This window comes from Prosthecobacter sp. (genome assembly GCF_044373815.1).
GTDB lineage: Bacteria > Verrucomicrobiota > Verrucomicrobiia > Verrucomicrobiales > Verrucomicrobiaceae > Prosthecobacter.
Genome location: NZ_JBIPNG010000150.1, coordinates 1 through 13,182, shown reverse-complemented (window position 1 = coordinate 13,182; position 13,182 = coordinate 1). Strand labels below are relative to the sequence as shown.

9 protein-coding genes and 2 pseudogenes are annotated in these 13,182 nt (G+C 58.1%); 3 read left to right on the top strand and 8 right to left on the bottom strand.

Annotation, left to right across the window (positions count from 1 at the left end; translation table 11 throughout):
• A pseudogene (locus ACIREA_RS13955) lies at positions 1–460 on the bottom strand (hypothetical protein); the annotation flags it as partial.
• A gap of 125 nt (positions 461–585) precedes the next feature.
• Between ACIREA_RS13955 and asnB the strand changes: the two are divergent.
• The gene (asnB, locus tag ACIREA_RS13950; RefSeq protein ID WP_397382886.1) at positions 586–2,490 is read left to right on the top strand and encodes an asparagine synthase (glutamine-hydrolyzing); all 1,905 of its coding nucleotides are present in this window, start codon (positions 586–588) and stop codon (positions 2,488–2,490) included.
• Entirely contained in the window at positions 2,487–3,680 is a 1,194-nt protein-coding gene (locus ACIREA_RS13945; RefSeq protein WP_397382885.1) for a glycosyltransferase family 4 protein, read from the top strand. The genes asnB and ACIREA_RS13945 overlap by 4 nt, the downstream gene beginning before the upstream one ends.
• A gap of 38 nt (positions 3,681–3,718) precedes the next feature.
• Here ACIREA_RS13945 and ACIREA_RS13940 read toward each other — a convergent pair whose 3' ends face one another.
• The 6 genes from ACIREA_RS13940 to ACIREA_RS13915 all read right to left on the bottom strand — a co-directional run bounded on the left by ACIREA_RS13940 (position 3,719) and on the right by ACIREA_RS13915 (position 9,481).
• Positions 3,719–4,267 carry a L,D-transpeptidase gene (locus ACIREA_RS13940; RefSeq protein ID WP_397382884.1) on the bottom strand — a complete coding sequence of 183 codons (549 nt, stop codon included), beginning with the start codon at positions 4,265–4,267 and terminating at the stop codon, positions 3,719–3,721.
• A gap of 134 nt (positions 4,268–4,401) precedes the next feature.
• On the bottom strand, positions 4,402–5,586 hold the full coding sequence (locus ACIREA_RS13935; RefSeq protein ID WP_397382883.1) for an FG-GAP repeat domain-containing protein: 1,185 nt from the start codon (positions 5,584–5,586) through the stop codon (positions 4,402–4,404).
• A gap of 48 nt (positions 5,587–5,634) precedes the next feature.
• Positions 5,635–6,378 (bottom strand): putative 4-mercaptohistidine N1-methyltransferase, encoded by a 744-nt coding sequence (locus ACIREA_RS13930; protein WP_397382882.1) that lies wholly within the window; start codon positions 6,376–6,378, stop codon positions 5,635–5,637.
• Positions 6,379–6,469: 91 nt separating this feature from the next.
• Positions 6,470–7,639 (bottom strand): hypothetical protein, encoded by a 1,170-nt coding sequence (locus ACIREA_RS13925; protein WP_397382881.1) that lies wholly within the window; start codon positions 7,637–7,639, stop codon positions 6,470–6,472.
• A gap of 82 nt (positions 7,640–7,721) precedes the next feature.
• Complete coding sequence (locus tag ACIREA_RS13920) at positions 7,722–8,474, bottom strand: TSUP family transporter (protein ID WP_397382880.1); 753 nt, start codon at positions 8,472–8,474, stop codon at positions 7,722–7,724.
• Positions 8,471–9,481 (bottom strand): sugar phosphate isomerase/epimerase family protein, encoded by a 1,011-nt coding sequence (locus ACIREA_RS13915; RefSeq protein WP_397382879.1) that lies wholly within the window; start codon positions 9,479–9,481, stop codon positions 8,471–8,473. The genes ACIREA_RS13920 and ACIREA_RS13915 overlap by 4 nt, the downstream gene beginning before the upstream one ends.
• A 121-nt stretch (positions 9,482–9,602) precedes the next feature.
• Here ACIREA_RS13915 and ACIREA_RS13910 point away from each other — a divergent pair, with 121 nt between their 5' ends.
• Positions 9,603–11,942 (top strand): M1 family metallopeptidase, encoded by a 2,340-nt coding sequence (locus ACIREA_RS13910; protein WP_397382878.1) that lies wholly within the window; start codon positions 9,603–9,605, stop codon positions 11,940–11,942.
• Positions 11,943–11,944: 2 nt separating this feature from the next.
• Here the strand turns inward: ACIREA_RS13910 and ACIREA_RS13905 are convergent.
• Positions 11,945–13,182: pseudogene (locus ACIREA_RS13905) on the bottom strand (alpha-amylase); the annotation flags it as partial.

Genomic DNA, 13,182 nt, shown 5'->3' with positions numbered 1-13,182 from the left:
CGCTGGGCATGAGTTTGGCTTGCGCGGTGAATTCAAATCCCTCAGACCGGTACACGCACTTTCGCGCCGCCGCATTCTCCTCAACCACCTGAATTTCAATGGATTTGGTCGGAACCACGACGTTTTCCGGCCAGGTGCGTTTTTCAACAGGAACCCGGGTCAAAGAGGAAGCGGTCACGGCAGGCGTTGCTCCCTGCGCGGTGGATGGGGCTGGCGCGGTCAAGCTCTTCACAAAGGCCTGATCTTCGACACACAGGCGGGAGAGCGGCAGCTGGTGCTCTTTGCCATCCGCCAACTTCAGGGTGACGCTGTCGGCGTTGCTGCTGACCAGACTAGCCTGGATAATCCGCCCTTGCGTGTCCTTCCACGGGCGGGGAGCTGCGTCCTCTGCCATTGCCGGTCGGATGTACGCAGTAATGCAGTACATGGCCAGAATGATCCGGGAAGGACGGAAGTTCATGCTAGATTTATACAATGCCGGATGTTGATCGTGCAAATGCTTCCTGTTTGAAACCAGTAAAAGGATGTCATGGTGGGCGGGACCCAATCCTAGGGCTTGGCCACTTTTTTTAATTTCGACATATCATGTGCGGTTTTCTCGGATGGTTTCGTTCGCCAAACACGCCCTGGCGTGAAGACGAGCGTGCCTTGCGCAGGCTGGCTCTGCAGATGATTGTACACCGCGGTCCGGATGACAGCGCAGAGGCGGAAGGCGAAGACTGGTGGATGGGGTTCCAGCGGCTTTCCATTTTGGATTTGAGCGATCACGGCCGGCAGCCCATGTCATTTGGGGGCGGAAGATTCACGCTCACCTTCAACGGCGAAATTTACAATTTCCGCGAGCTGCGCGCAGGCCTCGGTGAAGTCAAACTGCCATCCTCAGGAGATACGGCGGTGGTGGGAGCATTGCTGGAACGTGCCCCGATTGAGAAGGTACTGGCGGGCTTGCGCGGCATGTTTGCCATCGCATGGCGGGATGCGGAAGCGGGATCGGTGGTGCTGGCGCGGGATCACTTTGGCATCAAACCGCTGTATTATCGCATAACCGCAGACGGAGATCTCGTTTACGGCTCTGAACTGCGTGCCGTGCGTAAACTAGGCGGTGGTTGCCAGGTTTCTCGCGTTGCTCTGGCGCAGTATTTCCAGCGGGGCGCGGTGCAAAGTCCGGAGACGATGTTTGATGACGTACGCTGCCTGCCCCCGGGGCACATGCTCACATGGCGCGGTGGCAAGGCCGAGGTAAAACGCTGGTTTCAGCCCACCTGGCCCGGGCGCGAGGCATGGGTGCATGATGCGGTGGAGCAGCGCCGCATGGTGCGTGAGGGCGTGCTGGAAAGCGTGAAGGCCCACATGATCGCCGACGTGCCGGTGGGCGTCTTCTTGAGCGGCGGGCTGGATTCAACCCTCCTGGTGGCCTGCATGCGCGAGGCGGGCCAGAAGCACATCAAAACGTTTTCCATCGGCTACGAGGAAAACGCGGGGGTGCCGGACGAGACCGACGCGGCGCGGCGCACGGCGGAGTATTTTGGCTGCGAGTTCGTCCGTGAACGACTGACGGCGGCTTCGATGGAGTCGAGTTTGGACGACTATTTTGATCAGATGGACCAGCCGACGGGCGATGCGCTGAACACCTGGCTGGTGTCACGGCTGGCTTCCAAAGAGGTCAAGGTGACGCTCAGTGGACTGGGTGCCGACGAGTGGTGGGCAGGCTACAATTACTACCGCCTCATCGCCGTGGCCGCGAAGTCCCCACTGCTTGCCGCAGGCAGATGGGTGCGCGGATTGGATTCCATGCTGCCGCAGGGCGCGCGCGGTCATAAGGCATGGAAGATGCTTTTTTACGCCCTGGGCGGTGCCGGACGCAACGTGCGCGAATGGCAGTCCTTTGGACGCACGATCATGCCGCCTGAACAAGTGGCACGACTTCTGCATGGAGATTTCAAAATGCCATCTCCCACGGTATTCGAACCGCAGTCCCAAGACTCGTGGCTGCACGAACTTCTGCTGCGTGAAACGGAGACCTACTTGGCCAATACGCTGCTGCGAGACAATGACGTGATGAGCATGGCGCACTCGCTGGAGCTGCGTGTGCCGCTGGTGGACAAAGAGATCTTTGCGCTGGCGGGAAGGCTGCCGCCGGAGTGCAAACTGGACACACTGGGTGGCAAGCGCGTGCTGCGCGAGGCCTTCCGCAGCCTCCTGCCACCGCAGATTTATGAGGACCGAAAGAAGAAAACCTTCACGCTCCCGCTGATGAAATGGATGCGGCTGCCGAAATGGCAGGAACGCATCCGCGACACACTGGGCTCCCAGCGCTGCCGTGAGCGCGGCTGGGTGGATGAGGCGCAGAAGAGGGAGATTTGTGAAAAATATTTCAGCGGCAGCCTGAACTCCACCGCAGCATGGCCATTGAGTCAGCGCGTTTGGATGCTATACGTGCTGGAGGAATGGGCGCGACGACACTACGACGAAATGAGGGAACACCAATGACACCGGGCATTTTACAGGTGTTCAATCGCTATCTTTCCCCAGGCGGCGAAGAGATGAGCGTGGACCGCATCTACCATCATCTGAGCGCTCAGCATGCCATGTCGCGGTGCTTTTTCGACAGCGCGGACTGGAAAGGCGAGGCTGCTCCAGGCGCTGCCGCGCAGGCAAAGAGGCTCTTCTACAACAAAGAATCGCGCGCGCAGTTTGAAGCAGCCTTGGATGCCAGTGGCGCGGGCGTTGCCCTGTTTCACAACATCTTTCCTATCGGCTCGCCATCGTTGTACCATGCCGCTTTGCAGCGTCGTCTTCCCGTGGTGCAGTATCTGCATAATTATCGTCCGTTTTCAGTCGGCGGGACTCTGCAGGTGGACGGCAAGATTGTGCAGGACGCACTCTACGGCAGCTACTGGAGAGAGGTTTTCTCAGGGGCATGGCAGGGGTCGGTGGTAAAGAGCGCCCTCTTCGCGGTCATGCTGAAGGCCCTTCACCGCAGCGGCTGGTTGAAGAGTGTGAAAGCGTGGATCGCCATTTCAGATTTCATGCGGCAGAAACTGGTCAGTTCCGGTTCACTGCCTGAGGCGCGGGTCCACACCCTGCGTCATGCCTGGGACGCCATGCCGCAGCCTCCTGTGGTGGAGGATGCGGGCTACTACCTTTTCCTTGGACGTCTGGTCGAAACCAAAGGCGTCATTCCAATGCTGGATGCCTGGGACGAACTGCGTGCGCAGCTTGGCAAAAAGACACCCTTGCTGCACATCGCCGGCGAAGGTCCGCTCAGCGATGCCGTGCAGCAGCGCGTCCGCACCAATCCCTACATCGGCCAGCTCGGCCACACAGGCGGGGAAACCAAACGCGAGGCGCTGCGGCGCTGCCGCGCGGTGATCGTGCCTTCCACATGGTGGGAGCCTCTCGGCCTCGTGGTCTACGAAGCGTATGATTATAACAAACCGGTGCTCGCCGCGAACTCAGGCGGTTTGAGCGAGATCGTACAGCATGGCGTCACCGGTTTGCAGCATGAGACGGGGAATGTCCATGGCATTGTCCAGGATGTGCTGGCCATGGAGGCCACACCTGCAACGGAGCGTCTTGTCATTGGCAGCGCAGGGCGTCAGTGGCTGCTGCGGGAAGCGAGTCCGCAAGCCTGGCTGCTGCGCTTCGAAGAGATCCTGGCCGAAGCAGTGAGAAGCTAACAGCGCCAGTCACCTTTCGTGAACGGCTTGGCCAGTCCTCAATGCATGATCGTCACCCGTGCACCGACAGAAGCATTCTGGAAAATCGTCTCCGCCATGTCCCTCGGCAGGCGGATGCAGCCATGCGAAGCCGGAGATCCAGGATTGGGAATCGCTCCCGCATGCAGCCCGACTCCATAACCCGTGATCCGCATCCAGTAGGGCATCTTGGCACCCACGAAACGTCCGCCCGGAGGGATGCGCGAAACACCAGCAGTGGCGTTGCTGTTCACCACATCACCATTGCTGTTCACAATCATGCCATAGCGATTCGAACGCTTGTCGACGATTTTTTCCATGATGCGAAACGTGCCTGTGGGAGAAGCAAAGCCGCTGCGTCCGGTGGCCACGTACGTCCAGCCGACGTTTTCACCGCCTTTGAAGAGATAAGCCTTCTGTTCACTAAGATCGATGTTCACACTCAACGGACCTGACTTGCTGGCGCCATTCCACACATACATGACCGGCTGCGATGCAAGCGGCGGCATGATCATCATGGGCCGACGAGCCACTTCGATGCGCGAAGAGAACAAGGAAAACTCAGGCACGGCACACTGGCTCAGGAGCAGTGCGCAGGCGGCAGAAATGAAAAGACGAGTGACTCTCATAGCGATCACAATTCTAGGAGCACATACTGCGCCTATGCAACCAATCAGCTAGAGTCCAGAGCAGGTTTTACATTTCACTGGTTTCGCTGATTCCAGTAAATCTTAATATTCTTACTGCGACGACCTGCTGCGATGATCTCCAAATCGCGATCGCCATCCAAGTCAGCGCAAACGGCATCTTCACAAGCCATGCCGCCATCATCAATGAAGGCCTCCTGCCAGCCGTTGCCATCCTCCTTCGTCGTCCAGAACAGCTTCACCGCCACCTTGCCAACCTTCTGCTGCGCACGCCAGCCCACCACGATCTGTCGGTTGTTCATGCCCAGTAAATCATGCGTCGCTAGTGCATGCCCATCGACGAGTTGATCACTGATCACATGGCGCTGCCACTCACCGTTTTTGGGTCCTCCAGGTTTCGGTGTGTAAATCACCAGCTTGTCCCCATGCATCGGCTCAATCGTCGTGACATACGGCTGCCCGCCCGCAAACGCGCCATAGCGCACTTCACCCGCGCCAAGGAGATCGGTGGAGTCTTTCGGATGCTTCGAGATCCATTGCTCCTTCCAGCCGTTGTCGGATTGATCCAGCCTCACCACACCTTCGCGTCCACACAGCAGCAGGCTTTCCGCCTCCGTGCCCGGGGCTGGAATGATGTCGAGATTGTGTGTCTTGTGCATCGTCCCCTGCACCAGCGTGGTGTTCCACTCCTTGTGCGGATCATCCGGCATGTGGTAGGCCAGCACGCGCACGCCGGTGCCTTCAGCATTCTTGTCGTTGCCGCGGCCATGCAGCGGCACCACCACGAGATCATAACGCCCCGCCCGGTTGCGCACCCATTTCATGCGGTGCGTCGTCGGCTCATGCGCCAGTTTCACCGGCTCCCACTTCTGCGTGCGATCCGCCGGTGGGATCAAATAAAACACGGCTCCGCTTCCCACCGTGTCTCCCGGATTCCACTCAGCCCCCACGGCGATCTCGCATTTGCCATCGCCATTGATGTCACGTGCCGCGATGCACACGTGGTCCTTCTCCGTCAGCTTTTCAGCGATGATGTGTTTCTTCCACGTCGGGTTCTCATACCAGACGATCACATTGCTGTCCGCCAGCAGGATGTCTGTGCGTCCGTCGCCATTCACATCCGCCACCGCCAGTCCGTAGCCGATGCCCACGGCATCATCGATCTGCTGTTCTTTAAAATTCGGAGTCTGCGCCTGCACAGAGGCGGCAAGGAGGGAGGCAAATAACAACGCGTTTTTCATGATCACCCAGCCTAGACGTAACCGCCGGCGGGAATCAATCTCACAAACTCACACCTCCTCGACTTTCCTCCTCCAGCGCATCCCCAGCGCCACGCTCCACTGATACTTCCGCGCGTGCTCACGGATCAGAAACGGCATGTCGCAGGTCTTGGAGAGATCAAAGTGCGGCTCCAGCAGAGACGTGAGCCAATCGCGCGTCGAGCCCTGCGGCCAGTTCCCACGCGGCGTGAAGTCTTCCAGCCAGGTGCAGGGCGTGGTCAGCAGCAGTTGCCCTCCCGGACGCACAAGAGATGGCAGGCGCTCGATCAGTTTCAGCGGATCGGTCAGCCGGCACAACAAATTCGCCGCATGTACGATGTCGTAATCTCCGAGATCACTCCGCAGGTTCATCGCATCCCCTTGTTCAAAGCGCACGCGATCACGACGCAGATTCTCCGGCACGCGAGCCACCAGCGGCGTTTTGGCACTGCCTTCATCCACGCGCTCATAGCTCATGCTGCCATCACGGGCCAGTGCCGCTGCTGCATCGACAAAACTCTGCGAGTAATCAATGCCCAGCACACTGACACCGAAATTCGCCAGCTCAAAACTCGACCTCCCCACCGCACAGCCGAGATCCAGCGCCACGGCTTCACAAGGCGTGCGCGGCAGATCGATCAGCTCCATCACCGTGCGCACCGGAAAGCCCAGCGCCTCACGCGGCCCGCTCTCCCATGGCAGCACCTCCGCAGGCTGGCCGTAGTGAAAGAGCAGGTATTCGTCGAGCAGGCGACGCGTTTCGTAGATGTTCATGCACGTTTAATGGAGGTCAGGCTTCCAGCCTGACAACGGCCAGGGGCTTCCAGCCTTTGTTTGATCAGGACTCGGGGCTCATCCTTCAGGATTACTCAGCAGCCAAAGCCTCCAGCAAATACTTCGACGGCTGGAAATGCTCATTCAAGACCGTGACCACGCCATCGCGGAACATGCGCGTCTGCTTGATGTCAAAGTTCGGCGTCTTGTGTGGTGCGAAGAGGATGTCATCATGCGTCGCGTTTTGATGACGCTTGAACTGTGCAGGTGTGATGTGGCCACCCAGGTGGTCGTCACGCCCCGTGGCCAGATGGCAGGTGCCGAGTACTTTTTCATCCTGGATGTCTGCGCCCGAAACCGGCAGCACCTGCGTGCCAAAACCAAGCTCTCCAAGCACACCCGTCATGGGATCATCCGCAAGCTTGGCATTGTGCGCATCAATCGTGCTCTGGTTCCCCGCAATAAGCTCAGACTTGATGATACAACCACCCGTGACAGTCAGCTTGCCCAGCGTGCCGTCTTCGTATTTCAAAGGAAAAGTTCCTTCCGCGCCGGTGGGCACGAAGTAAACCTCACCTGCCGGCAGATTCGCAATGTCTGGCGCATCACCCTGGCACAGGCCGTGGCTCTTCTGCGCTTCCTGCTGGTTCAATTCAAGACGCACCGTCATGTCAGGTCCGTTCTCCACGGTGAAATCGATTTCCACGGCATCAGCGCGAGTCATCGCCTTGCGAAGCTTTTCGGCATCAATGCTGACCACTTCGTAATCAACGGCCAGACCGGAGTTCAGGATAACGTCATTCACGCCATGCAGCGTCGCACCACGGAAGCCATACTGCTTGGCAAACGCCGTCAGCGGCGCGGTGGCGGAGAAGGTGGAGATGCAAAGAATGATGTCGTAGTTCTGATAAACATCCTTCTCCAGGCTCAGCTCTTTGCCGCTCATATCGACGCAAAGATCAGGCATGTCCAGATTGCTGCCGGTGGTCTGCGTGTAGGCAAACATTTCGCCACCTTTCAGCGCCAGCTCTTCGGCCACGCCGTTTTTCAGCCCCAGATAAAAATGCTCATGCGCACGCTTTTGGATGGGGCGCTCCGGATTATTCAAGAACGCATAATCTTTCGCTTCAGCGAGATCTGGCAGATCGATGAGGATGCAGATCTTTCGCCCGAATGTGGGCTTGAACACGGTGCCAAGAAGGCGTGCGAGATCGAATTTAGGAAACTGACGCCCTTGGGCAGTGGTTTGGACGGTTGACATGGGAGCAGCGATCATAAGCATGGGAGAGTGTCAGGCAAATACGCCCTTCAATTTCAGTCGGATTCAGTGAACTACGCGCAAATCACGCAAACTGATCCCACAACAATTTCGCCACCATCGCCAGCACCACGCTGATGAAGATGATGCGGATAAACGGCGCCCCATGGCGAATCGCCATTCCAGCACCCAGCCGACCGCCAATGAGCTGCCCACAGATCATCGCTGCTGCGATTTCATAATTCACCCGCCCATAGGCCACGAAAACGAGCAGCGAAGCCATGTTGCTGGTGAGATTCGCAACCTTCGTGAAAGCCGTGGCACGCGTCAGCTCCAGTCCCAGCAGTGAAATGCAGGCCAGCGTCCAAAAAGTGCCCGTGCCAGGACCAAAAAAACCATCATAAAAACCGAGCACACTGCCCGCCAGACATGCGAAAGCTCCGAGCCTTAGCCGCGCCTTTGCCGTCGTTTTCCCCAGCCCCGGACTCAGCAGCACATAGACAGCAATCCCCAGCAGCATCCAGGGCACGATCTTTCTCAGCACTTCGTTGCTCACTTGCGTCACCGTCCACGTACCCAGACAGGCCGCCACAAACGTGATGAGCACCGTGAGCCTCACTTGCGACCATGATACGAACCCCGCCTTCGCATACTTCCGCACCGCCATCAGCGTCCCCCACACGGCCTGCATCTTGTTTGTCCCCAGCGCCATTTGCGGCGGCAGCCCTGCCCACAGCAATGCCGGCACGGAAATCAGTCCGCCGCCACCCGCAATCGCATCGATGAATCCTGCACTGAGCCCGGCGACAAACAACAGCGTGATCGTTTCCCAGCTCATGCTTTGCGGCCCAGGATGCGGTCCAGCGAATCCGAAGTCTGGTAGATCAGCGCTTCCGGGTAATGGGCATACGGATGGAAGTATTCGAACGTCAGGAAGCCCTCGTAACCAGTGTCAGCAAGCGCATCCGTCACCGCAGGCCAGTTCGTCGTTCCATCGAGCAGCGGGCGAAAAGTTTCGAGACTGAAGTCCGTGCCCTTTTTGGTGAACTCCTTCAGGTGCACGTTCTTCGTGCGCTTGCCCAGCACCTTGGCCCAATGCTCGGGGAACTGAAACATGCTGATGTTTCCCGTGTCAAAATGCACGCGCACATGCTCGCTGCCAAAACTGTCCACAAAGGCGTTCATCTCCATGGGCGTCATCAGGTAGCCATTGAAGAAAATGTTCTCGATGTTCAGGCAGACCTTCAGTTTTTCCGCCTGCTTCGCCAGCTGCCCCACGGCCTCGCACGCACGCTGGTCACACACATCGTTCGCCACCGGCTCATGGTCCGTGCGCCACGGGATGTGCACCGCACCCGGCACGACGAGCACATTCTCCACGCCCAGATCATGCGCGCATTGGGCGATCTTCCCTGCAAGCTCCATGCCCTGCGCACGCTTCGCAGCATCATTGCTCGTCAGCGGATACGGCCAGAATAGGAAGGAACACAGCCCGCTGATCTGAATGCCGATCTCGTCCGCCATCTTGCGGATCTTCACATAATCCGCCGTGCCATGCTTCGGCGAGAGATCGTTGTCGAGATCGTAGTTCAGCTCGATGCCGTCGAATCCCGCGTCTTTCGCCAGTTGCATGCACTCGCGCAACGTCATGCGCTCCGGGTACGGAAAAGCCCACAGATTGATCGACTTCAGCATCTTGTACTTCTTCACCGAACCACGCCGCGCATCGGGTGCAGCAGCAGGGGCCGCACGGACGGGCTCAAAGGCCAGGGCGCTGAGCCCCACGGAGGCGATGGTGGCTTTGAGTGCGTCACGGCGGGAAAGGGAGTCTGCAGGTGGATTCATGGTTTGATGCAATCAGAAGCAGGAAACGAAGGCAAGTGGAAGAAACTCGCCACGCTTCGCAAGATCAGGTGAGCAGGATGCGCTTGCCTTTGGCTCCGGCATTTGGAGAATCGCCCTTCTCATGAAACTGCTCACTCCCGTCTTTTTCGCCGCCCTCACCCTTTCCGCTGCTGAGTCCGGCGCACCGGTCGGCAAGTTTCAGCAGCTTGATCCCACGATCCCCACGCCTTCAGCGCAACGCAATGCTTCTGGCGCTCCCGGAACAGCCTATTGGCAAAACCGCGCCGACTATGACATCAGCGTCGAGTTGGACGACGTAAAACGCACCATCACCGGAGAGGCCACCGTGACCTATCACAATGCCTCCCCAGATCCCTTGACCTACCTGTGGGTGCAGCTCGATCAAAATTTCCTTTCCCACACGGCAGACTCACGCGCCGTGCCAAACACCAAGCGCGGCATTGATCCGTCCAAGATCACTTACTCCGCACTCGACCGCCTTCTGGCCTACGAAGACTACGATGGCGAGATGAAGATCACCAAGCTCTCCGATGCCAAGGGCAATCCACTGCCCCATGCCGTGGTGAAAACCATGCTGCGCCTCGACTTGAACGAACCCCTGGCCGGCGGGGCCGATTTCGTCTTCAAGATCGCCTGGAGCTACCCGATCAACGACTGCGAACGCATCAATGCGCGCACGGGCTACGAGTTCTTCAAAGAGGATGGCAACACCATCTACACCATCGCGCAGTGGTTCCCGCGCATGGCGGCTTACACGGATTACGCCGGCTGGATCAACAAGCAGTTCCTCGGCACCGGCGAGTTCACGCTCGAGTTCGGCAACTACACCGTGCGCCTCACCGTGCCGGACGATCACCTGGTGGCCGCCACGGGTACACTGCAAAATTCAGACGCCGTCTTGACAAAAACTCAGCGCGACCGCCTGAAGCAGGCCGAAAGCGAAAAGACAAAGCCCCTGTTCATCGTCACTCCTGACGAGGCTAAAGCTGCGGAAAAATCCAAGCCCAAAGGCAAGAAGACCTGGATCTTCCAGGCCGACAATGTGCGCGATTTCGCCTTCGCCTCGTCACGTAAATTCATCTGGGATGCGATGGCCGTCGAAGGAGCCAAGGTGAACGGCAAGCCCGTGATGGCCATGTCGCTCTATCCCAAGGAAGGCATGCCGCTGTGGGACAAGTATTCCACGCACGCCATCGCGCACACGATTCAGGTCTACTCACGCTACACCTTCGAGTATCCGTATCCCGTCGCATGGTCGGTCAACGGCCCCATCGGCGGCATGGAATACCCAATGATCTGCTTCAATGGCCCGCGCCCTGAGAAAGACGGCACCTATCCCGAAAAGACCAAATATGCCCTCATCGGTGTGGTGATCCATGAGGTCGGCCACAACTACTTCCCCATGATCGTGAACAGCGACGAGCGCCAGTGGACATGGATGGACGAGGGGCTGAACTCCTTTGTCGAATTCCTGACCGAAGAAGAATGGGAGAACGACTGGAAGCACCGCCGCAATGAACGCGGCATGACGGATTACATGCGCCTCAAGGATCGTGCGCCGGTGATGACCAACTCGGAATCCATCGCCGATCTCGGCCCCAATGCCTACGGCCAGCCTACCGTCGCGCTGAACATCCTGCGCGAACACATCCTCGGCCGCGAAGCCTTCGACCACGCCTTCAAGACCTACGCCAAGCGCTGGATGTTCAAGCGCCCCACTCCTTCCGATTTCTTCCGCACCATGGAAGAAGCCAGCGGTGTCGATCTCGACTGGTTCTGGCGCGGCTGGTTTTACAGCACCGACCATGTCGATGTCTCCATCGATGAAGTGAAGTGGCTGCAGCTCGACTCACGCGATCCCGCCATCGAGAAACCCAAAAAGAAAAAGGAGGAGGACGAACTGCCAAAAACCCTCACCCGCGAGCGCAACTACTCGCTTTCCAAGCGCATCGACCGCTACCCCGAATTGAAAGACTTCTACGACAGCTATGACAAGGCCACCGTGCTGCCGAGCGAAAAGAAAAAGTTCGAATCCCTCATCAAGGAACTCAAGGAAGAGAAAATCGACCCAGCCCTCCTACAGACGAAGCACAACTTCTACCTCATCGAATTCAGCAACGTCGGCGGCCTCGTCACCCCCGTGATCTTGAAAGTCGACTACACCGACGGCAGCAGCGAAGAGCTCAAGCTCCCCGCAGAAATCTGGCGCTTCAACACCGAGAAATCAGCCAAACTTCTCTTCACCAAAAAGGAGCTGAAATCCGTCACCTTCGACCCCCGCCAGGAACTCGTGGACACCGACATCGAAAACAACTTCTGGCCCCGCCGCCCCGTGAAGAGCAAATTCCAGCTCTACAAAGACGACAAGCCCGCCAATCCCATGCGCGAACTCACCAAGCCGGAGAAGGAAGAGAAAAAGGACGAGGAGAAAAAGAACTGATCTTATCGCGCCACGCTTCGATCCAGGATGCGCAAAATGCCCCGCAAAGGAATGCCGACCCAGTCGGGACGGTTGTTCAGTTCATAGCAGACTTCATACACCGCTTTCTCCAACAGGCAGACTTCCAGCAGCATGCGCAGTTCTTCCTCGTTGGCGGGCAGAAAGGACGCGCCCTCTGCCGTGGTCAGGTAGGCGTTCAAGAATTCTTGGCTTATACGTTCGACCCATGCTTCCGGTTGGGCGGCGGTGTGTGCAGCATAATCAAACGACCGCAGCATGCCGGCCACATCGCGCAATGGCGAATGCTTGATGCGCCGCTCATTCAACGGCCGCGCTGGCTCGCCTTCAAAGTCGATGATGATGAAGTCATGCCCAGTGTCCAGCACCTGCCCCAGATGATAGTCCCCATGAATTCGAATTCGCAAGGCATTCACCTGCCCCTCCATCAGTCCTGAATGACGCTGCAGGATTTCCTGCTCCCGCCGAAGCAGATCAACCGCCTCGTCACGAATTTCTTCAGGCAATGCATGCACCTTCTGCTCCAGAAGCGTCATCATGCGCCGCGTGGCATCGGCCATGTTCTGACAAAGTTCCGCCCGATACGCCGAGGTAAACGCCTCCGGCACAAAGCCAGCATCCTCAGTCTCCGCAGCCAGCGCCAGATGCATCTGGGCCGTGCGCACTCCAAGCAACCGCGCTCGTTCAAGATCAATGTTGCTCATGACTTCATCCGCCTCATGCTTCCGCGCCAGTGCACGCAGCGTCGAAGTCCATGCCGTGCACTCATTCGGAACATTCGTCACCAGCAGCGCCAGCACCCGCGGCAGGGCACCCGGCACCCTGTATTCAATGGCTCCACAGTAGCCGGGCACATTCCTAAATCGCCCCTCTTCACTGAAGTAGCGCAGCAGTTCCACATCAGGATTCTCACCCAGTTCCGGCCTGCGGTAGAGCTTCAGGAAAAACCGCTCGTCATAAAGAATGGACGAATTGCTCTGCTCCAGCTTCAGCACCCGCGAAGGCATCTTCTTCGCCTGAACTTTAAACACTTCACCGCAAATCCCCACCAACTCCCCCGAGCCACAAGAAACTCTCTGCTCACCCGTGATGATCTCCAGCAAGGCCGCACGAAAACATTCGTCCTCAAGCGCATCAACCAACACAGCGTCTTCCGCAGCCAGCCGCAGTGGCAAAAGATAAGTCTCGGAAGGCGCTCCATCATATTCGACTTGCAGCAGAA